This is a genomic window from Leisingera sp. S132, from assembly GCF_025144465.1.
Taxonomy (GTDB): domain Bacteria; phylum Pseudomonadota; class Alphaproteobacteria; order Rhodobacterales; family Rhodobacteraceae; genus Leisingera.
The window spans coordinates 3,407,423-3,426,528 of the sequence record NZ_CP083553.1 but is presented as its reverse complement, the minus strand read 5'-3'; the positions used below and the strand labels follow the sequence as shown (position 1 = coordinate 3,426,528).

20 protein-coding genes are annotated in these 19,106 nt (G+C 64.4%); 10 read left to right on the top strand and 10 right to left on the bottom strand.

What is annotated here, in order from left to right:
- The first annotated feature begins 3 nt into the window (after positions 1-3).
- The gene (locus tag K3725_RS16940; RefSeq protein ID WP_260016438.1) at positions 4-378 is read left to right on the top strand and encodes a YraN family protein; all 375 of its coding nucleotides are present in this window, start codon (positions 4-6) and stop codon (positions 376-378) included.
- 71 nt (positions 379-449) lie between these two features.
- Positions 450-1,382, top strand: coding sequence for a glutathione synthase (gene gshB / locus K3725_RS16935; RefSeq protein WP_260016437.1), 933 nt, complete (start codon positions 450-452; stop codon positions 1,380-1,382).
- A 19-nt stretch (positions 1,383-1,401) separates the two neighbouring features.
- Here the strand turns inward: gshB and K3725_RS16930 are convergent, their stop codons facing one another.
- From K3725_RS16930 to cobU, 4 genes are all read right to left on the bottom strand, one after another.
- Positions 1,402-2,904 carry a YifB family Mg chelatase-like AAA ATPase gene (locus tag K3725_RS16930; protein WP_260016436.1) on the bottom strand — a complete coding sequence of 501 codons (1,503 nt, stop codon included), beginning with the start codon at positions 2,902-2,904 and terminating at the stop codon, positions 1,402-1,404.
- 115 nt (positions 2,905-3,019) lie between these two features.
- Positions 3,020-3,703 (bottom strand): glutathione S-transferase, encoded by a 684-nt coding sequence (locus K3725_RS16925; RefSeq protein WP_260016435.1) that lies wholly within the window; start codon positions 3,701-3,703, stop codon positions 3,020-3,022.
- Between the two features lie 58 nt (positions 3,704-3,761).
- Complete coding sequence (locus K3725_RS16920) at positions 3,762-4,343, bottom strand: histidine phosphatase family protein (protein ID WP_260016434.1); 582 nt, start codon at positions 4,341-4,343, stop codon at positions 3,762-3,764.
- Complete coding sequence (gene cobU / locus K3725_RS16915) at positions 4,340-4,858, bottom strand: bifunctional adenosylcobinamide kinase/adenosylcobinamide-phosphate guanylyltransferase (RefSeq protein WP_260016433.1); 519 nt, start codon at positions 4,856-4,858, stop codon at positions 4,340-4,342. Before cobU ends, K3725_RS16920 begins: the two co-directional genes overlap by 4 nt.
- A 276-nt stretch (positions 4,859-5,134) precedes the next feature.
- On the opposite strand from cobU, the gene K3725_RS16910 reads away from it, so the two are divergent.
- The 7 genes from K3725_RS16910 to K3725_RS16880 all read left to right on the top strand — a co-directional run bounded on the left by K3725_RS16910 (position 5,135) and on the right by K3725_RS16880 (position 12,102).
- Complete coding sequence (locus K3725_RS16910; RefSeq protein ID WP_260016432.1) at positions 5,135-6,013, top strand: RNA polymerase factor sigma-32; 879 nt, start codon at positions 5,135-5,137, stop codon at positions 6,011-6,013.
- Positions 6,010-6,846, top strand: a complete 837-nt coding sequence (locus K3725_RS16905) for a ChaN family lipoprotein (RefSeq protein ID WP_260016431.1) — start codon at positions 6,010-6,012, stop codon at positions 6,844-6,846. Before K3725_RS16910 ends, K3725_RS16905 begins: the two co-directional genes overlap by 4 nt.
- Positions 6,847-6,906: 60 nt before the next feature.
- Positions 6,907-8,103 (top strand): bifunctional phosphopantothenoylcysteine decarboxylase/phosphopantothenate--cysteine ligase CoaBC, encoded by a 1,197-nt coding sequence (gene coaBC, locus K3725_RS16900; RefSeq protein WP_260016430.1) that lies wholly within the window; start codon positions 6,907-6,909, stop codon positions 8,101-8,103.
- A gap of 37 nt (positions 8,104-8,140) precedes the next feature.
- Positions 8,141-8,596: a dUTP diphosphatase gene (gene dut / locus K3725_RS16895; RefSeq protein WP_260016429.1), complete on the top strand. Its 456-nt coding sequence runs from the start codon at positions 8,141-8,143 to the stop codon at positions 8,594-8,596.
- Entirely contained in the window at positions 8,596-9,645 is a 1,050-nt protein-coding gene (locus K3725_RS16890; protein WP_260016428.1) for a molybdopterin-synthase adenylyltransferase MoeB, read from the top strand. Before dut ends, K3725_RS16890 begins: the two co-directional genes overlap by 1 nt.
- Positions 9,646-9,654: 9 nt before the next feature.
- Positions 9,655-10,005, top strand: a complete 351-nt coding sequence (locus K3725_RS16885; RefSeq protein WP_260016427.1) for a hypothetical protein — start codon at positions 9,655-9,657, stop codon at positions 10,003-10,005.
- A gap of 81 nt (positions 10,006-10,086) precedes the next feature.
- Positions 10,087-12,102: a M3 family metallopeptidase gene (locus K3725_RS16880; RefSeq protein ID WP_260016426.1), complete on the top strand. Its 2,016-nt coding sequence runs from the start codon at positions 10,087-10,089 to the stop codon at positions 12,100-12,102.
- 83 nt (positions 12,103-12,185) lie between these two features.
- Here K3725_RS16880 and K3725_RS16875 read toward each other — a convergent pair whose 3' ends face one another.
- Positions 12,186-13,115 carry a glyoxylate/hydroxypyruvate reductase A gene (locus tag K3725_RS16875; protein ID WP_260016425.1) on the bottom strand — a complete coding sequence of 310 codons (930 nt, stop codon included), beginning with the start codon at positions 13,113-13,115 and terminating at the stop codon, positions 12,186-12,188.
- Positions 13,112-13,522, bottom strand: a complete 411-nt coding sequence (locus K3725_RS16870; RefSeq protein WP_260016424.1) for a VOC family protein — start codon at positions 13,520-13,522, stop codon at positions 13,112-13,114. Before K3725_RS16870 ends, K3725_RS16875 begins: the two co-directional genes overlap by 4 nt.
- Before the next feature lie 112 nt (positions 13,523-13,634).
- Here K3725_RS16870 and K3725_RS16865 point away from each other — a divergent pair, with 112 nt between their 5' ends.
- Positions 13,635-14,477 carry a LysR family transcriptional regulator gene (locus K3725_RS16865; RefSeq protein ID WP_260016423.1) on the top strand — a complete coding sequence of 281 codons (843 nt, stop codon included), beginning with the start codon at positions 13,635-13,637 and terminating at the stop codon, positions 14,475-14,477.
- A gap of 50 nt (positions 14,478-14,527) precedes the next feature.
- Here K3725_RS16865 and rodA read toward each other — a convergent pair whose 3' ends face one another.
- Genes rodA through mreC form a run of 4 tightly spaced genes read right to left on the bottom strand, consistent with a single transcriptional unit; the run spans position 14,528 to position 19,092 of the window.
- Positions 14,528-15,679, bottom strand: a complete 1,152-nt coding sequence (rodA, locus tag K3725_RS16860; protein ID WP_260016422.1) for a rod shape-determining protein RodA — start codon at positions 15,677-15,679, stop codon at positions 14,528-14,530.
- Positions 15,676-17,622, bottom strand: a complete 1,947-nt coding sequence (mrdA, locus tag K3725_RS16855) for a penicillin-binding protein 2 (protein ID WP_260016421.1) — start codon at positions 17,620-17,622, stop codon at positions 15,676-15,678. Before mrdA ends, rodA begins: the two co-directional genes overlap by 4 nt.
- On the bottom strand, positions 17,622-18,158 hold the full coding sequence (locus K3725_RS16850) for a rod shape-determining protein MreD (protein WP_260016420.1): 537 nt from the start codon (positions 18,156-18,158) through the stop codon (positions 17,622-17,624). The genes mrdA and K3725_RS16850 overlap by 1 nt, the downstream gene beginning before the upstream one ends.
- Positions 18,151-19,092, bottom strand: a complete 942-nt coding sequence (gene mreC / locus K3725_RS16845; RefSeq protein ID WP_260016419.1) for a rod shape-determining protein MreC — start codon at positions 19,090-19,092, stop codon at positions 18,151-18,153. The genes K3725_RS16850 and mreC overlap by 8 nt, the downstream gene beginning before the upstream one ends.
- Positions 19,093-19,106 lie beyond the last annotated feature (14 nt).

Here is a 19,106-nt window from a genome sequence, read left to right as displayed (position 1 = left end):
GCCATGAGCCGAACCCGCCAGCACCGCGGCACCCGCGCGCATCTGGCGGGAGAGGCGGCGGAGGAGATCGTTGCCCGCCACTATGAAAACCGCGGCTACACTGTGGCTGAGCGCCGCTGGCGGGGCCCGGGAGGCGAGATCGATCTGATCCTGCGCGGTCCCGAAGAACTGGTGTTTGTCGAGGTGAAGCACAGCGCCACCAGCGCCGGTGCGGCGCTGAGGATCACGCCTCGGCAGGCAGAGCGGATTTATGCCAGTGCAGGGCAGTACCTGGACAACGAGCCGCAAGGCCAGCTGACGCCGGTCCGGTTTGACGCGGCGCTGGTCGATGGCACCGGCGCGGTCGAGATCATCGAAAACGCCATCGGCTTTGACTGAACCGCAGCTGCCCCATTGAACCCCGGCGCGCGGTGGGCCATGTATTCAGCCAGCTTACGAGGGATACTGCCATGAAAATCGCCTTCCAGATGGACCCGGTCATGGGCGTGAACATCAACGCCGACAGCAGCTTCCGCCTGGCCGAAGAAGCCCAGGCACGCGGTCATGAGTTGTTCTACTATGGCCCTGATCAGCTGGCCTATCAGGAGGGCCGGATTACCGCCCGCGGCCACGATATGACCGTGCAGCGGGTGGAAGGCACCCCGGCAGTGCTGGGGCCGGAACGCGAGGTTGATCTGGCGGATTTCGACGTGGTCTGGCTGCGCCAGGATCCGCCGTTTGACATGCACTACATCACCTCGACTCACCTGCTGGACATGCTGAAGGGCAAGGCGCTGGTGGTGAACGACCCGTTTTGGGTACGCAACTACCCGGAGAAACTGCTGGTGCTGAATTTCCCGGAGCTGACCCCGCCCACAACCATCGCCCGCGACCTGCAGACCATCAAGGCGTTCAAGGAAAAGCACGGCGATGTGATCCTGAAGCCGCTCTACGGCAACGGCGGCGCAGGTGTGTTCCGGCTGGACGCAAACGACCGCAACCTCACCTCCCTGCATGAGCTGTTCACCGGCTTCAGCCGCGAGCCTCTGATCGTGCAGAAATTCCTGCCCGATGTCAGCAATGGCGACAAGCGGGTGATCCTGGTTGACGGCGAGCCGGTGGGGGCGATCAACCGGGTGCCTGCGGCGGGTGAGACCCGGTCGAACATGCATGTGGGCGGCCGGCCCGAGAAGATCGGCCTGAGCGAGCGCGACTTGGAGATCTGCGCCGCAATCGGACCGCTCTTGCGCGAGAAAGGCCAGATCTTTGTCGGCATTGATGTGATCGGCGACTACCTGACCGAGATCAACGTGACCTCGCCCACCGGCATTCAGGAGCTGGAGCGGTTCGATGGCGTGAATATCGCAGAGAAGGTCTGGCAGGCGATCGAAGCGAAGGTCTGACGTGTGCTCCGGCTCCGGGTCAACCCGGCAGCCGGAAACTCAGCGCTTCGGCGAAATGCTTGCGCTGCACCTTTTTCTCGCAGGCCAGATCCGCAATGGTGCGGGCGACCCGCAGCACCCGGTGATAGCCGCGTGCGCTGAGGCCGAAGCGCTCAGCCGCGCGCACCAGCAGGTCGCGGCTTTCGGCGTCGGGGGCGGCGATTTCCTCAAGCAGCGCGCCTTCGGCATCGGCGTTCTGCCGCAGGCCGGGACGGCCGCTGAACCGGGCGGTTTGCATTTCCCGTGCAACCGCCACCCGCTGGGAAACTTCGGCAGAGCCTTCGGCACTGGGCGGCAGCTCCAGGTCGGCCACATCCACCGGCGGCACGTCCAGATGCAGGTCGAACCGGTCCAGCAGCGGGCCGGAAATCCTGCCCAGGTAGTTTGCGCCGCATATGGGCGCCTGGGAACAGGCGCGGTTGGCATCCGCCAGATGGCCGCATTTGCAGGGGTTGGCGGCAGCCACCAGCATGAAGCGGCTGGGATATTTGACATGGGCATTGGCGCGCGCCACCATCACCTCTCCGGTTTCCAGCGGCTGGCGCAGGGTTTCCAGCACCGGGCGGCCGAACTCAGGCAGCTCATCCAGGAATAGAACGCCATTGTGGGCCAGGCTGATCTCGCCCGGCTGCGCCCGCCGCCCGCCGCCTGCAATTGCGGCCATGGAGGCCGTGTGGTGCGGTTCGCGGAAGGGGCGGGCGCGGCTGATGCCGCCCTCGTCGATCAGGCCGCAGAGGGAATGGATCATCGAGGTTTCCAGCGCCTCTGCCGGTGTGAGCCGCGGCAGGATCGAGGGCAGCCGCGCCGCCAGCATCGACTTGCCCGACCCTGGCGGGCCGACCATCAGCATATGGTGGCGGCCAGCGGCGGCGATTTCCAGCGCCCGCTTGGCGATCTCCTGTCCTTTCACATCGCGCAAGTCCTTGCCGCCCAGACCGGTAATGGCCTCACCCGGCGTGGCAGGTTCGATGCGCCGCTGGCCAGTGAAATGCTGCACCACCTCTGTCAGGGTTGCGGCGCCGATCACTTGTGCGGCGTCGACCCAGGCGGCCTCCGGCCCTGAGGGCTTCGGGCACAGCAGCATCCTGCCTTCCTCAGCGGCCGTGACCGCCGCGGGCAGGGCCCCGGTCACCGGCATCAGCTGGCCGTCCAGCGACAGCTCGCCAAGGGCAATGGTTTCCTCAGCCTTTTCTGCCGGAACGATGCCGATGGCGGCCAGAAGCGCCAGCGCAATCGGCAGGTCGAAATGGCTGCCTTCCTTGGGCAGGCCGGCGGGCGACAGATTAATTGTGATCCGGCGCGACGGCAGGGCGATGGACATTGCCGCAAAGGCAGCCCTGACCCGTTCACGGGCTTCCTGAACCGCCTTGTCCGGCAATCCGACCACCGAGAAGGCCGGCAACCCGGGCGCGACGGCACATTGCACCTCGACCTGGCGGGCCTCGACGCCTTGAAAAGCAACTGTGTAGGACCGTGCTGTCATCTCTCCCAGCCTCCCGAAAGGTCAGGGAGAGATGCTTGGCAATCGTGGTTTCCGATTGGTTAACGGGAGTGGCGGTGTGCCGCGAATTCACGCAGATTTCGCGGAGGCCTGAGTTTCAGTCCAGCGACCAGGGCCGCTTCGGCAGGTCCATCGCATAGGGTTCCGGGTCGTAGCTGACCTCATGGGCCAGCGTCTGCCAGTGCAGGACGGCCGGGTCGGACAGCAGGAGCTTGCAATAGGCGCGGGTTTCTGCGGAAACCGGCAGGCCATATCCGGCGATACGGGCCGCAACCGGGGTGTAGAACACATCTGCCAGCGAATAATCCCCGAACAGATAGCCGCTGCTTTGGCCGGAAACCTTGCGGGCATGGGCAAACAGCGCCTCAATCCGCTCCAGGTCGGCTTTTACCCCGTGCGACACCTCAAAGCCTTCATAGATATGGGCCAGCTGCATCGGGCATTCGCCGCGCAAGGCCGAGAAGCCGCCAACCATTTCCGCGGCCAGCCAGCGCGCCGTTGCGCGCTGCGCCGGATCCGCAGGCCAAAGGCCGGCGTCCGGGTGGCGTTCGGCCAGGGTTTCGGCAATGGCCAGGCTTTCGCCCACCACCAAACCCTCCGGCGTGCGCAGCGCGGGCACCAGCCGGGCTGGGGCCAGATGCGCCATTTCCTGCGCCATGGTTCCGGAGTAAAGCCCCACCATATGCACCGTATGGGGCAGGGAGAACTTTTCGAGCATGAGCCAGCCGCGCAATGACCAGCTGGAATACATGCGGTCGCCAATATAGATTTCGTAAGCCATGACAGGACGCTAGCGCGGGTTCGCGCATTTCAAAATGGAATGTTTGTGATGGCGCCCGTCACGGCAGGTGATTGATCTTCCCGGCCTTCCAGCCATCCGGCCCAAAGGAGACTTCGCTGACCGACAGATTGTCGATCCGGTGGGCAAAGGCCTCTTCTGCCGTCAGCATTTCAGCCCGCTGTATCTGGGTCAGGATCTGGCCGAAGTGGCCGACCACGATCAGGTCCCGGCCCCGGTGTGCGTCGATCAGCCCGTCAATCGCTGCGTTTACCCGGCTGCAAACCTGGTGCCAGCTTTCACCGTCCGGCGGTGTCATGTCGCCTGGCGTTTCCCAATAGGCGCGGATGCGCTCCGGGTCCTCTGCGTCCACTTCGGCCCAGCTGCGCAGCTCCCAGGCACCGAAATGAATTTCCCGCAACGCCTCGGCGTGGGGCAGGCGCTCCCGGCTGCCCTGGATCGCACAGGCGGTTTCCACTGCCCTGGACAGGTCCGAGGATATCACCAGCGCTCCGGCGGGCAGATAGTCCGACAAGCGGGAAAGGGCTGCTGTGTCCGACAAATCCGCAGGCAGATCGGACCAGCCGACCATGCATTTCGCGTGGGTCGGCCCATGCCGCACCAGGAACAGCCGGGTGATCACAGCGTGCCCTTCAGAACCAGCGGCAGGCCGGCCGTCACCTGAACCACCGTATCCGCCCGCGCGGCCAGCGCGATGTTCAGGCGCCCTTGGGCTTCGCGGAAACGGCGGGCCAGCTTGTTTTCCGGTACAATGCCCAGCCCGGTTTCATTGGAGACAATCACCAGATCTGCCTGGCAGCGGTCCACGGCGGATAGCAATTCCTCGGTGGCGGCGTCCAGATCGTGTTCCGCCAGCAGATGGTTGGTCAGCCACATCGTTGCGCAGTCCATCAGGCAGATCTGGGAGGAAACAAGGGGCGCCAGAATCTTCGAAGCTGTTTCCGGCTCTTCAACAGTGACCCATCCTGGCCCTCTTTGTTTAAGATGCCGGGACACTTTTTCGCGCATTTCGTCGTCGAAAATTTGTGCGGTTGCCCAGTAAACCTTGCCTTTTCCGGCGGTTGCACACAGCTGTTCAGCGAATGCCGACTTCCCCGAGGCGGCGCCGCCTAGAATAAAAGTTACATTTAACGGCATTTTTTGCTAACCTGTGAGTCCGAAGCCGTTCCTGTGGGTAACTGCAGGGCCCGGTGAAGACAAGAGACCGCAGCGTCCCGGGGTTCCACTTATTAAGGCCGGGATAGGCTGCGCAGGGGCCAAGATACAATTTAACTTTTCCATTTTGGCCTTTGGATGAGCCGTGAGTCTTATCCACTGCGCTGTTGCTGTCGGCCTACGAATGCCGGGCCTCTATTTGTTCTAAGCACGCCTGCAGGCGGCAGTTTGTTAATTAGTTTCCGGGGGGAAATCACAATGGCACTTGATCAAACAGCCGAAAACCCATTGCCGAGACAGGCAATGAAGGCGGAACTTCTGGATGCAGAGACTGAGCGGCGCCTGGCCTATGCCTGGCGGGATGACCGCGACGTGCAATCGCTGCACCGGCTTATCAACGCCTATATGCGCCTGGCCATTTCCATGGCGGCCAAGTTCAAGCGGTACGGGGCGCCGATGAACGACCTGATCCAGGAGGCTGGCCTGGGACTCATGAAGGCGGCAGATAAATTCGATCCGGACCGCGGGGTGCGTTTTTCGACCTATGCGGTCTGGTGGATTAAGGCATCGATCCAGGATTACGTGATGCGCAACTGGTCGATGGTGCGTACCGGCTCCACCTCGTCGCAGAAGTCACTGTTCTTCAATATGCGCCGGGTTCAGGCGCAGTTCGAGCGAGAAGCGCGGGCGTCGGGCGTGAAGCTGGACCGGCACCAGCTGCATCAGAAAATCGCCACAGAAATCGGGGTGCCGCTGCGGGACGTTGAAATGATGGAGGGGCGCCTGTCCGGTGCTGATTTCTCGCTCAATGCGATTCAATCCGCGGATGAAGAGGGCCGCGAATGGATTGACGCGCTGGAAGATGACGCCTCGCAGGCTGAGGAACTGGTGCAGGAGCGCCATGACCGGCGTCAGCTGCGCAAATGGCTGGTGGGGGCGCTGCAGGCGCTGAACGACCGGGAGAGGTTCATCATCACCGAGCGCAAGCTGCGCGAGCGTCCGCGTACGCTGGAAAGCCTGGGCCTTGAGCTTGGCCTGTCCAAGGAGCGGGTGCGCCAGCTGGAGGCAGGTGCCTTCCAGAAGATGCGCAAATGCCTTGAAGGGCAATCGCGCGAGGTGCACAAACTGCTTTCATGAGAAAGCGATTGAATGGCCTGAAAATGATTGCAAGCGCCGCCGCTCTGGCGGCGCTTTGCGTGTCCGGAGCCGGTGCGGACGGTCTGACCGGCGCCGTGGAGGCGCTGCGGGGGGCGGATGTGGTGATCCTGGGCGAGGTGCACGACAACCCGGTGCATCACCAGCGGCAGGCGCAGCTCCTTGTGGCGTTAAAGCCTGGGGCCGTGGTCTGGGAGATGATCACCGCTGAACAGGCGGAGGGGCTGGACCCCGACAGTCTGGATGATGCAGCGCAGACGGCCAGGAGGCTGGACTGGGCAGTCAGCGGCTGGCCGGAGTTTGCCCTTTATGCTCCTGTTTTTGCAGCGGCCAAGGGCGCTCGGCAATATGGAGCGCTCGTCCCGCGCGAGGCGGTGGCAGGAGCCTTGGAGCAGGGAGTTGCGGCTTACTTCGGAGCCGGGATGTCCGCGCGTTTCGGTCTGAATCTTCCGTTGCCGGAAGCAGAGCAGCTGGCAAGGGAAGCGGACCAGCAGGTCAATCACTGCAACGCCATGCCAGAAGAGATGCTGCCGGTTCTTGTGGACTTCCAGCGCCTGCGCGATGCTGCGCTGGCGGCCGCTGCGGACAAGGCCTTGGCAGAGACTGGCGGCCCGGTTGCCGTCATCACCGGCAACGGCCACGCCCGCACGGACCGGGGGCTGGCTGTCTATCTGGCAAAGGCCCGGCCTGAGGCTGACATCCGCAGTCTGGGCCAGTCCGAGGACGGGCAGATCAGTGGCGCCTTTGATCTGGTGCTGGATGCCCCTGCGGTCGAACGTCCCGATCCCTGCCTTGCGTTCCGCAAGGACGGCTGACAGCTTCACACTTTTGCCGCGCCGCAGTAAGGTCGCGGGAAACCGGGCGAGGATGCGCAAATGCTGGCTGGCAAACATATTCTACTGATCATCGGCGGCGGTATTGCAGCCTATAAGTCGCTGGAGCTCATCCGCCGCCTGCAGGACCAGGGCGCGCGGGTGACGCCGGTGCTGACCAAGGCTGGCGCAGAGTTCGTGACGCCCCTGTCGGTCTCGGCCCTGGCCGGAACGGCCGTGCATCAGGAGCTGTTCGATCTGACGGCCGAGGCCGAGATGGGCCATATCCAGCTGTCGCGCAGCGCTGATCTGCTGGTGGTGGCGCCGGCCACTGCCGATCTGATGGCGAAAATGGCGCAAGGGTTTGCAAATGACCTCGCCTCGACCCTGCTGCTGGCAACCGACACGCCGGTGCTGCTGGCGCCCGCGATGAACGTCCGCATGTGGCAGCACCCGGCCACGCAGCGCAACCTTGAGACCCTGAAAGCGGATGGCGTGTCCTTCGTCGGCCCCAGCGAGGGCAGCATGGCTTGCGGTGAATTCGGACTCGGCCGGATGGCGGAACCGGACGAGATGGTGGCCGCCATCTCCGCCAGGTTTGCGGACGGCCCCTTGAAAGGCAAGCGCATCCTGGTGACCTCCGGACCGACGCATGAGCCGATCGACCCGGTGCGCTACATTGCCAACCGCTCCTCCGGGGCGCAGGGGGCTGCGGTGGCCGGTGCTCTGCGCGACTTGGGGGCGGAAGTGGTTTTCATCACGGGCCCGGCAGCGGTGCGCCCGCCTGAGGGCGTGCAGGTTGTGCCGGTGGAAAGCGCCCGCGAGATGGAGACGGCGGTGCAGGCGGCGCTGCCTGCGGATGCCGGTGTCTTTGCAGCGGCAGTGGCGGATTGGCGGGTGGCCAGCGCCTCTGACCGGAAGCTGAAGAAATCAAAGGACGGGCTGCCGGTGCTGGAGTTTGCGGAAAACCCGGACATTCTGAAAACCGTCTCGCAGATGAAAGAGGGCCGCCCCGGGCTGGTAGTGGGCTTTGCGGCGGAAACCAACGACGTGGTGGAAAACGCCACCGCCAAGCGCAAGCGCAAGGGCTGCGACTGGATTGTGGCCAATGACGTCTCCCCCGCGACCGGCATCATGGGCGGCAGCGAAAACGCAGTGATCCTGATCTCGGATGACGGGGCTGAGGAATGGCCGCGGATGGGCAAGGATGAGGTTGCCCGCAAACTGGCGGACCGGATCGCGGCGGCGCTGGCCGGGTGAATTTGAGTATTTTTGGAAAGATGAAGGGGGAGCGGGCATGGTCACGATCCGTGTGATCCACGATGAGGGTGCAGACAGGGATGTGCCGCTGCCGTCTTATGAAACTGCGGGGGCCGCGGGCGCCGATGTCCGTGCCAATCTACCGGACCGCACCTGCCTGGTGCTGCAGCCAGGGGAGCGCAAGCTGGTGCCGACCGGGCTGCGCATTGAGATCCCGGCCGGGTATGAAGTGCAGATCCGCCCCCGCTCCGGGCTGGCGCTGAAGCATGGGATTACTCTACCCAACACACCGGGCACCATCGACAGCGATTACCGCGGGCCTTTGGGCGTGATCCTGATGAATGCGGGCCAAAAACCCTTTGAGGTTCATCACGGCGAGCGTATTGCCCAGATGGTGGTGGCCCCTGTACTTCAGGCGCGGTTTGAAGTTGCAGATGCGCTTTCCGGAACTGAACGGGGCGACGGCGGGTTCGGCTCCACCGGGCGCGGCTGATGCTGCGCATTCTCATTCTCGCCGCGCTGATCTGGTGGGGCGGGCGGTTCCTCGGACTGCCCCGCAATCTGCGCATAACGCTTCTGGCGGTGCTGTTCATCGCCGTGCTGGCAGTGCAGCTGACTTTGCCGGAAGGACATCCCCTGCGCGAAGGCACCGGCGGCTCGGCAGCACCTTGGCTGGTGCTGGGCGGCTTTGCCCTTGTGGCTGGTTTCTACGCGCGTATCGTGACGGCTTTGAAAACCCGCGCCCAGCCTCAGGACACGCAGATGAGCCAGCCTGCCAGCACCTTCACCGAAAGCGAGCTTGACCGCTATGCCCGCCACATCGTCCTGCGGGAACTGGGCGGGCCGGGGCAGAAGAAACTGAAAAAAGCCAAGGTGCTGGTGATCGGAGCCGGCGGGCTGGGGGCGCCTGCGCTGCAATATCTGGCTGCCGCCGGCGTTGGCACCATCGGGGTGATTGACGACGATGTGGTCGACAACGCCAACCTGCAGCGCCAGGTGATCCACCGGGACGAGGACATCGGCAAGCCCAAGGTGTTCTCGGCCCAGGCCGCAATGCAGGCGCAGAACCCCTATGCGGAAGTGCGTCCCTACAACCGCCGCCTGACAGAGGATGTCGCGGCAGAGCTTTTTGCGGAATATGACCTGATCCTCGACGGCACCGACAATTTCGAAACCCGCTATCTCGCGAACCGCACCGCGGTGGCGCTGGGCAAGCCGCTGATCTCTGGCGCGCTGTCGCAGTGGGAGGGGCAGCTGTGTGTGTTTGACCCGGCCAAAGACGGCCCTTGCTATCAGTGCATCTTTCCTGAGGCCCCCGCAGCCGGTCTTGCGCCCAGCTGTTCCGAGGCCGGGGTGGTCGGCCCGCTGCCCGGTGTGGTCGGGTCGATGATGGCGGTGGAGGCGGTTAAGCAGATCACCGGCGCAGGCGCGGTACTGCGGGGCGAGATGCTGATCTATGACGGGCTCTATGGTGAAACCCGCAAGATCCGCCTGTCCCGCCGGGCGGATTGCCCGGTTTGCGGCGGCAAGGCGGAAAGCTGACCCCCACCAGTGAACGAAGCCTACTACATCGCGCTCCTGTGCAGTGCTCTGTTCGGCGGCCAGCCGGAACAGGTGCATGATTTCACCTATCCCGGCGGCGCCGCTTCGATCCGCACCGATTGCGAGAACGAAAACCGGGTCATCGAGTTCGGGCTGGACAAGCGCAGCAGCCTCGACAGCATCCAGCAGGCGCTGTTTGCGGCAGAGGTCACCGGCAAGGAGCCGGTGGTGGTGCTGATCGACACCGACGGCAAGATGGGCCGGTTCGAATGGCGCATCGCGCGGGCGGCCAATGTCGCGGATGTGCCCATTCGCATCATTCCGGCAGAACTGACAGAAGGCGGCGGGGCAGGCGGCTGAGGTGCCGGTGCCGCGCAGGGAAAGGTCAATTGCAGCTCCCTGTCTTTGCCGCTAGCGTCACCCGCAAAGGAGACCATTCACATGTCCAACCCGCTTCTGTCCCGCTGGGACACGCCGTTTGAAATTGCCCCGTTCAACAGCATTTCCGACGAGGACTTTGCCCCCGCGCTGGAGCAGGCGCTGGCGGCGCATAAGGCGCAGACCGACGCCATCGCAAACAGTTCCGAGCCGCCTGGATTCGCCAATGTCATCGAGGCGCTGGAGACACCCTGCCGCGAGCTGGAGCAGGTTCTGGGCGTGTTTTTCACCGTAGCTGGCGCTGACAGCAACCCCAAGCGGGAAGAGCTGCAGCGGGCGTTCTCTCCGAAACTTGCCGCGCATTTTTCGGCCATCACTGCCAACAAGGCGCTTTATGCGCGCATCAAAGCGGTGTGGGACCAGCGCGCGGAACTGGACCTGACGGCGGAGCAGCAGCGCGTGCTGATGCTGACCCACCGCGGTTTTGTCCGCGGCGGCGCGGGGCTGGAAGGCGAAGCCGACACGCGGATGCAGGAGATCAAGGGGCGGCTGGCCACCCTGGGCACCCAGTTCACCCAGAACCTGCTGGCGGATGAGCGCGAGTGGTTCATGGAGCTCAGCGAGGAGGATCTGGAAGGCCTGCCGGATTTCGTGGTCAAGGCGGCCCGCGCGGCTGGCGAGGAAAAGGGCGCAAGCGGCCCGGTGGTCACCCTGTCCCGTTCGCTGATCACGCCGTTCCTGCAATTCTCGCCGCGCCGGGACCTGCGCGAGAAAGCCTTCAACGCGTGGGCCGCCCGCGGCGCCAATGGCGGCGGGACCGACAACCGCGCCATCGCGGCGGAGATCCTGCAGCTGCGTGAAGAACGCGCGCAGCTGTTGGGGTATGAGAATTTCGCAGCCTATAAGCTGGAAACCGAAATGGCCAAGTCACCGGAGGCGGTCCGCGGGCTGCTGATGGAAGTCTGGGAGGCGGCCAAGTCGCGCGCCGATGAGGACGCGCAGATCCTGACTGAAATGATGCAGGCGGATGGCGTCAACGGCGATCTGGAACCCTGGGACTGGCGCTACTACGCGGAGAAACGCCGCAAGGCAGAGCATGACCTGGATGAGGCCGCGCTTAAGCCCTACCTGCAGCTGGACCGGCTGATTGAGGCGAGTTTTGCTTGCGCGAACCGCTTGTTCGGGCTGGAGTTCGCGCCCCTGGAGGTGCCGCTTTACCACCCCGACTGCCGTGCCTGGGAGGTGACCCGGGACGGGAGCCATGTGGCGGTCTTCATTGGCGACTATTTCGCGCGCGGCTCCAAGCGCTCCGGCGCCTGGTGCTCAGCCATGCGCCAGCAGGCCAAGTTCCCGAACGTGCAGGCGCCGGTGGTGATCAACGTCTGCAACTTCGCCAAGGGCGAGCCGGCGCTTTTGTCTTGGGACGACGCCCGCACCCTGTTCCATGAGTTCGGCCACGCGCTGCATCAGATGCTGTCGGATGTGACTTACGAGAGCATCTCGGGCACCTCGGTGGCGCGCGACTTCGTGGAGCTGCCCAGCCAGCTTTACGAACATTGGCTGGAAGTGCCGGAGGTGCTGCAGGAGTTTGCCACGCACGCGGAAACCGGCGAGCCGATGCCTCAGGAAATGCTGGAGAAAGTGCTGGGGGCTGCCAATTTCGACATGGGCTTTCAGACGGTGGAATATGTCGCCTCGGCTCTGGTGGATCTCGCTTTCCACGATGGCGCAGCACCGGCAGACCCAATGGCGAAACAAGCGGAAGTGCTTGCGGAAATCGGTATGCCGCAGGCCATCATCATGCGCCACGCCACGCCGCATTTTGCTCATGTGTTTTCCGGCGACGGCTATTCCTCGGGATATTACAGCTACATGTGGTCGGAGGTTATGGACGCCGACGCCTTTGCCGCCTTCGAGGAGGCGGGCGGAGCCTTTGATGCGGAGCGTGCCAAGGCGCTGGAGGAGCATATCCTGTCTACCGGCGGGTCCGTTGATCCGGCGGAGCTATATACCGCGTTCCGCGGGCGGCTGCCGGGGGTCGAGGCGCTGCTGAAAGGCCGCGGCCTGGCTGCGGAATAAGGAAAGCGCCCTGACGGGCGCTGCCTCCGGCGGGAGTATTTCGGGAAAGATGAAAGAGCGGGCGCCTGTCCGCTCTTTTGCGTTCAGTAGCCGAGGCTGCGGTCAACCAGATGCAGCAGCACCTCACCCGCCTCACCGCGGCGGATGTTTTCGGCGATGACCTCCGCCGCGGTGATTTCACGGGTTTCCGAGGCGATATGCGGGGTCACCGTCACATTGGGATGCACCCAATAGGGGTGTTCCGGCGGCAGCGGCTCGATGCGGAACACATCCAGCGTTGCGTGGCCGACCCGGCCGCTGTTCAGTGCCGCCAGCAGTGCGGTGTCATCAATCAGCGGCCCGCGCCCGGGGTTGATGATCCTGGCCCCCTTTGGCAGCAGCGCCAGGGTATCCGCGTTCAGGGTGTTTTCGGTGGCGGGCGTGTCGGGCAGCAGCAAGATGACGATCTCCGCCTGCGCCAGTGCCGCCTTCAGCCCGTCTGCGCCGGAGTGGCAAATCACGCCAGCAACCTGTTTCTGTGTCCGGCTCCAGCCGGAAACCTGAAACCCAAGCGCGGCCAGGGCCTTTGCCGCAGCGGTGCCGAGGGCGCCAAGGCCCAGCACGGTCACGCGGCGGTCCTGGGCCAGCGGCGGGGCCTTGGGTTCCCATTTGCCGTTTTGCCCTTGGATATGCGCATCCATCCCCAGATGATAGCGCAGCGTGTGGCCCGCCACCCATTCGGTCATGCCCTGCTCCAGACCGCTGTCCACCATCCGCGTGAGCGGCAGTTCGGCAGGCACAACAGGCACGATTTTCTCGACACCTGCCCACAGGCTCAGCACCGCCTTCAGCCGGGTGAAAGGGGTGAAATCGCTGACCGGCCCGCTGGGGGCGTAGACAATGTAATCCACCTCCTCCGGCGCAAATTCATTGCGCAGATCGGCATCCACGCCAAGCCGTGCAAGCTCTGCTTTCAAAAGCGGCTCATAGGCGGGCCAGGCGTCGGGGCGGCCTGCAAACAGGACATTGGTCATGCGGCAAATACTCCGGACATGTCGGCAAACCCTTTGATTTCGATCGGGTTGCCTGCGGGATCGTAAAAAAACATGGTGCTTTGCTCCCCCGGTTCTCCGGCAAATCGGGTGGTGGGGGCAAGGATAAATTCCATCCCGGCAGCTGTCAGCCTGTCTGCAAGCGCCTGCCATTCGGCCAAAGGCAGGATCACCCCAAGATGCGGCATCGGCACCAGATGCGTGCCGACTTTGCCGGTGGTGGAGGTGGCCAGGACCGGGCCAAGGTGCAGAGAAATCTGGTGGCCGAAAAAGTTGAAGTCGACCCAGTTGTCCGTGCTGCGCCCCTCGGTGCAACCGAGGACGCCGCCGTAAAAGGCGCGGGCAAGCTGCAGGTCGTCGACGTGATAGGCGAGGTGAAAAATGCTCATACGGGGTGTCTCACTTTTTAGAGCCGGGTGCTGGAATGGGTTCGGGCTGGTTTTACCGTGGCTGCTGGAAACGGCCTAGCTACTCTTTCTGGTTTCAGACATAAGGAAAACTATGGATTTGAAGTTTGTCTCTTGCTTGCTGTCGGTTGTTGAGCTGGGATCTCTGGCGGCAGCGGCGCGGGCCGAAGGGATCACCGCCTCGGCGGTGGCGCAGCGGGTGGCGGCGTTGGAAGCTGAGTTGAAGGCGCCGCTGCTGCGCCGGGCCGGGCGGGTGATGCAGCCGACGCCGCAATGCCGTGCCGTGCTGCCGCAGCTGCGCCGGATGGTGGCAATGCAAGAGTCTTTGGCCGCTGCGCTGCATCTGCGGGATCTGGCGGGACCGCTGCGGCTGGGGGCGGTGTCAACGGCGCTGGGCGATTACGCGCCGCAGCTGGCGGCGGCATTGCGGGACCAGGCTCCGGAGGTCGGGCTGCATCTGGTGCCGGGCGCGTCGAGCACGCTGTACAGCGCCTTTGAGGAGGAGCGCCTGGACGCTGCAATTCTGGTACGGCCGCCGTTTGAGCTGCCGAAAACGATGCAGTTCAAAGTGTTGGCGCGGCAGCCTGTCTGTCTGATGCGGCCAGAGCAGGCAGTGCCGGAGGCTGCCCTGCCGTTTATCGTCTACAGCCGCGGCAGCTGGGGCGGCGCAGCCTGCTGGCAGGTGCTGAGCGCGCTGGTGCCGGAGCCGGAAATCCTTGCCGAGGCTGATGCGCCTGAGATGATTGCACAGATGGTTCAGGACGGGCTGGGGCAGGCGGTTCTGCCGGATTGGGCCGGGCGTCAGGCGCGGTTTCCGGGGCTTGAGGTTTCTGTCCTTGCAGCGCCTGCGCGGGATATTGGCGTGCTGACCTGGACCCGGGATGCGGAGCGTCCGGTGATCGAGTTCCTGCTGGGGCAGCTGACCGGGCGGGGCTGAGCACCTGGCAGTTCCAGGTCAGTGCAGGGTCACAAGATCGCCCTGAATTCTTAGCGTGATGCTTGCCTTGGACGGTGGATATGGGCGCTTTGCACGATACCGAAGGCACCGAGCAGAACCAGCATGGCGGAGCCGCCGTACGAGACCATCGGCAGCGGCACGCCGACCACCGGGGCCAGTCCCATCACCATCGACATGTTCACGGCAAAGAACAGGAAGAAGGTGATGGCGATGCCCATGATCACCAGCGAAGAGAACCGGTCCTTGGCGGCAATCGCCGAGGCGATGCAGAACACGATGATCAGCATGTAGATTGACAGCAGGGTAACGCCGCCGATAAAGCCGAATTCCTCCGCCAGGGTGGTGAAGATGAAGTCGGTGTGCTTTTCCGGCAGGAAGTTCAGCCGCGACTGGGTGCCTTGCATGAAGCCGCGCCCGGACCAGCCGCCGGATCCCAGCGCGATCTTGGACTGGGTGATGTGATAGCCTGCGCCCAGGGGGTCCTGCGAGGGGTCCAGGAAAGTGTCGATGCGGCGGAACTGGTAGTCCTTCAGCAGCTGCCAGTCGGTGCCGCGGCTTTGGAACACCGCGCTGACCAGCCCGGCGCCAGCGGCAATCACCGCCACGAAATAGGCCCAGTGCACGCCCGCGAGAAACATTACCCCGCCGCCTGCTGCCATCAGCAGGATCGAGGTGCCCAGGTCCGGCTGTTTCAGAACCAGCGCCGTCGGAATAAGGATCAGCGCCACCGGCAGCAGCACCCACAAGGGGCGCGAGGTCTTCTCGGCAGGCAGCCAGTCGTAATAGGCGGCCAGCAGCATCACCAGCGCGATCTTGGTCACTTCCGACGGCTGCAGCCGCATGAAGCCGATGTCGATCCAGCGCTGTGCGCCCATGCCGACGGTGCCGAACAGTTCCACCGCAACCAGCAGCGCCAGCGACCCCAGGTAGGCTACCGCCGAGATATTGCGCCAGAACCAGATCGGGATCATCGCCACCACGAACATCACGCCAAGGCCAAGGGCAAAGCGCTTGACCTGCGGTTCCACCCAGGGGCTGAACGAGCCGCCCGCCACCGAATAGAGCATCAGAAAGCCGACGCTGGACACGGTGATCAAGAGCAGCGTCAGCCCCCAGTTCAGATGCAGGATCTTGCGCAGGCCGGTGGGGGTCGATTTGGCGTGGTACTCAAGATAGCTCATGCCCGGCTGCTCCTGCTGCCCAGCGGGCGCTTGACGCGTTCGCGCTCCAGCCTCTCCTGCTGCGCCTTGATGCGGCTGCGGTCGGCCTTGGGATAGGCCTCCAGCGGCGGGGTGCCGTTGTACAGCGCCTGAAGCATCACGTCGCGGGCCACCGGCGCTGCCGCCTTGGAACCGCCGCCGCCGTGTTCAACAACCACAGCAACCGCATATTTCGGCTTGTCGTAGGGAGCAAAGCAGACAAACAGCGCATGGTCGCGCCTTTCCCACGGCAGGTCTTCGTTGCGGATCACACCGGCTGCGCGTTCTGCGGCGGTGATGTTGCGGACCTGGCTGGTGCCGGTCTTGCCGGCCATCTCCATCTCCTTGGGGAGAATACGGGAGCGGTAGGCGGTGCCGCGACGGTCGTTGCTGACGGAATACATGCCGCGGCGCACCATGCGCAGGCTGTTTTCACTGACTGGCAGCGGCTCGCCCGCGCCGCTGGGCTGCTCGACACCGTCCAGAGACTTCAGCAGCCGCGGCGTCACGCTGCGCCCGGTGGCAATCCGCGCGGTCATGACGGCCAGCTGCAAGGGAGAGGCCAGCATGTAGCCCTGCCCGATGGAGGCGTTTGCAGTGTCGCCAATCAGCCAGTCCTTGCCATAGGAACTGGATTTCCACTCCTTGGTCGGGGTGATCCCCTGGGCCACCGCAGACATCGGCAGGTCGTGTTTGATGCCCAGGCCGAACAGATTGGCCATTTCGGAAATCTTGTTGATGCCGGTCTTGATGGCCACGTCATAATAATAGACATCGCAGGACCGCTTTAGCGAGGTGTTCAGGTCGACACGCCCGTGGCCCGCCCGTTTCCAGCAGTGGAAGCGGCGGCCGGCGACCTTCAGGTGGCCGGGGCACCAGACGGTTTCCTCAGGTCCGACGACGCCGTTTTCCAGTGCGGCCAGCGCCGTGATCATCTTAAAGGTGGAGCCGGGCGGGTAGGTGCCCTGCACCGTCTTGTTGGACAGGGGGCGGTAATTGTCCTCAGTCAGCATCCGGTAGTCGGCGACCGAAATGCCGCGCACGAACAGGTTGGGGTCGAAACTGGGTGAGGAGCATATCGCGCGGATATCGCCATCCTCGCAGTCGATCACCACCGCAGCGGCGCTTTCCCGGCCCAGCCGCGCCTGCACGTAATTCTGCAGCTCCGCGTCGATGGTCAGCTGCATGTCGGCGCCTGAAATCCCCTCACGCCGGTCCAGCTCGCGCATCACCCGGCCAGTGGCGTTAACCTCCACGCGCTTGGCGCCGGCCTTGCCGCGCAGCACATCCTCGCGCTTGGCCTCGAAGCCGACCTTGCCGATCTGGAAACGCGGGATCATCAGGACCGGCTCCGGGTCCTCCATCTTGCTCAGGTCATAGTCGGAGACCGGCCCGACATAGCCGATGACATGAGCAAAATCCCCAAGCTGCGGATAAACCCGTGTCAGGCCCACCTCGGGGGTGACACCGGGCAGGGCAGGGGCATTCACCGCCACCTTGGAGATATCCTCCCAGCCGATTCGATCTGCCAGGGTGATCGGCAGGAACGGCGGCGATCGGCGCATCTCGGTGCGGGCGCGCTCAAGGTCCTCCGGGTCCAGCCGCACCAGACTGGAGAGCTTGGCAATCACCGCCTCCACGTCGCCGGCATCTTCCGGCACCACGGTGATCCGGTAGGAGGGCGAGTTCTGCGCGATAATCAGCCCGTTGCGGTCAAAGATCTGTCCGCGGGCGGGCGGCAGCAGGCGGATATTGATCCGGTTTTCCTCGGCCAGCAGGCGGAACTCATCGGCCTGGTCCACCTGCAGATAGCGCATCCGGGCGGCCAGCCCGCCGGCAAAGGCCAGCTGCAGCCCGCCCAGGAACAGCGCCCGCCGGGTCATCTTGCCATGTGCGGCATCCAGATCCTTGGGATTGCGTTTCATCAGCGGCTCACCAGAGTTTCGGCTTCAGACGGGGACAGTTTGCGCACCCCCAGAATAGACTGGCTGGCCCAAACTGCCAGCGGATAGGCGGCAATGGTCATCACAACCTGGATTACCGTCAGGCTGAGCTGTGCCTGGGCAACCCCGAACAGGGTCAGGATCAGCCGGTTCAGCGTGGCAATCCCGGTCAGCACCAGGGCGACCGCCAGCCACTCGCTGGCAAAGGTGCTTTCGCGGTGAGGTGCCGCGCGGCCCTTGAGGAAGCCGCACCCCAGAACCGTCAGCAGCGCCAGCAGCCCTGGCGGGCGGTGGAACAGCAAATCCGCCAGAAGCATCACCAGGCCGATGGACAGCGCAGGCACAAAATCGGGACGGCGCAGGCTCCAGGCCATGGCCAGTGCCATCAGCAGATCCGGCGGCGCCCAGAACCGCGGCTCGGTCTCCAGCGGCAGCAAGTGGAAGAACATGATGAGCAGCGCCACGGCGGGAAAGGCAGCGCGCATGGTCCAGATCCGGGCGGGCGACGTGTTAGCCATTGCCGGCCTCAGCCGTGCCTTCGGTGCTGTCCTCCCCCAGGGTTTCGGGCCGGGGCTGCGGCTGCGGATCGCCGGGGATGGCTCCGACCAGCCCGCCGGGATCCTGGATCACTTGCGTGCCGTGATGGCGCAGCACCCGCAGGAATTCCAGCCGGCCGTAGTCCGCAGACAGCCGCACACGCATCCGCCCCGACCGGTCCTTGGCCACCTGGCCGATCAGCAAGCCCGCGGGAAAGACGGAACCGTCGCCGGAGGAGATCACCCGGTCACCAGGGCGCACCAGGTCGGGGTTTTCCAGAAAGCTGAGCACCGGCGCGGCGCTGTTATCGCCGGTAACCAGCGCGGTCTGGCCGGAGGGCTGGATGGTGGCGGGCACGGCGCTGGCGGCATCGGTCAGCAGGATCACCCGCGCGGTGTTGCGCCCGGTGCCGGAGATCCGTCCCACTAGGCCGATGCCGTCCATCGCGGCCCAGCCGTCATGCACCCCGTCGCGGCTGCCGACGTTCAGCACCACCGACTGGCGGAAGGGCGAGCCGCTGTCGGCCATCACCACGCCGGTGATATAGGTGAGCTGCGGGTCCAGCCGCACGTTGTTGAGGTCCAGAAGCCGGGCGTTTTCCTGCTCCAGCTGCAAAGCCGCCTCTTTCCAGGCCCGCATCTGGCGCAGCTCGCTGCGCAGTTCGCGGTTCTGCTCGGCCAGCCGCTGGTAGCTTTGGAAATCGCGGATCAGGTTGATTGTGGCAGTGACCGGCACCATTGCCCAATCCATGCTGGGCACCACCCTGTCCACCACCTGCGCGCGGAAGCGTTCCACCCGCGGGCTGTCGATCCGCCACACGACAAAGATCGCCGCAAGGCAAAGGCACAAAACCGCTGTCAGCAGGCGCCGCAGCGGGGTTGCGTAATCGTCGCGCTGTGACTTGTCCTTTGCCACGTCTCTCCTTCCAG

Excerpts from the sequence above, each read along its gene's own strand:
- K3725_RS16875 (WP_260016425.1), bottom strand. The coding sequence starts at position 13,115 with ATGACCAATGTCCTGTTTGCAGGCCGCCCCGACGCCTGGCCCGCCTAT.
- K3725_RS16850 (WP_260016420.1), bottom strand. The coding sequence starts at position 18,158 with ATGGCTAACACGTCGCCCGCCCGGATCTGGACCATGCGCGCTGCCTTT.
- K3725_RS16910 (WP_260016432.1), top strand. The coding sequence starts at position 5,135 with ATGGCACTTGATCAAACAGCCGAAAACCCATTGCCGAGACAGGCAATG.
- dut (WP_260016429.1), top strand. The coding sequence starts at position 8,141 with ATGGTCACGATCCGTGTGATCCACGATGAGGGTGCAGACAGGGATGTG.
- K3725_RS16905 (WP_260016431.1), top strand. The coding sequence starts at position 6,010 with ATGAGAAAGCGATTGAATGGCCTGAAAATGATTGCAAGCGCCGCCGCT.
- mrdA (WP_260016421.1), bottom strand. The coding sequence starts at position 17,622 with ATGAAACGCAATCCCAAGGATCTGGATGCCGCACATGGCAAGATGACC.
- cobU (WP_260016433.1), bottom strand. The coding sequence starts at position 4,858 with ATGCCGTTAAATGTAACTTTTATTCTAGGCGGCGCCGCCTCGGGGAAG.
- K3725_RS16865 (WP_260016423.1), top strand. The coding sequence starts at position 13,635 with ATGGATTTGAAGTTTGTCTCTTGCTTGCTGTCGGTTGTTGAGCTGGGA.
- K3725_RS16880 (WP_260016426.1), top strand. The coding sequence starts at position 10,087 with ATGTCCAACCCGCTTCTGTCCCGCTGGGACACGCCGTTTGAAATTGCC.
- rodA (WP_260016422.1), bottom strand. The coding sequence starts at position 15,679 with ATGAGCTATCTTGAGTACCACGCCAAATCGACCCCCACCGGCCTGCGC.
- gshB (WP_260016437.1), top strand. The coding sequence starts at position 450 with ATGAAAATCGCCTTCCAGATGGACCCGGTCATGGGCGTGAACATCAAC.
- K3725_RS16930 (WP_260016436.1), bottom strand. The coding sequence starts at position 2,904 with ATGACAGCACGGTCCTACACAGTTGCTTTTCAAGGCGTCGAGGCCCGC.
- K3725_RS16940 (WP_260016438.1), top strand. The coding sequence starts at position 4 with ATGAGCCGAACCCGCCAGCACCGCGGCACCCGCGCGCATCTGGCGGGA.
- coaBC (WP_260016430.1), top strand. The coding sequence starts at position 6,907 with ATGCTGGCTGGCAAACATATTCTACTGATCATCGGCGGCGGTATTGCA.
- K3725_RS16870 (WP_260016424.1), bottom strand. The coding sequence starts at position 13,522 with ATGAGCATTTTTCACCTCGCCTATCACGTCGACGACCTGCAGCTTGCC.
- K3725_RS16925 (WP_260016435.1), bottom strand. The coding sequence starts at position 3,703 with ATGGCTTACGAAATCTATATTGGCGACCGCATGTATTCCAGCTGGTCA.
- K3725_RS16890 (WP_260016428.1), top strand. The coding sequence starts at position 8,596 with ATGCTGCGCATTCTCATTCTCGCCGCGCTGATCTGGTGGGGCGGGCGG.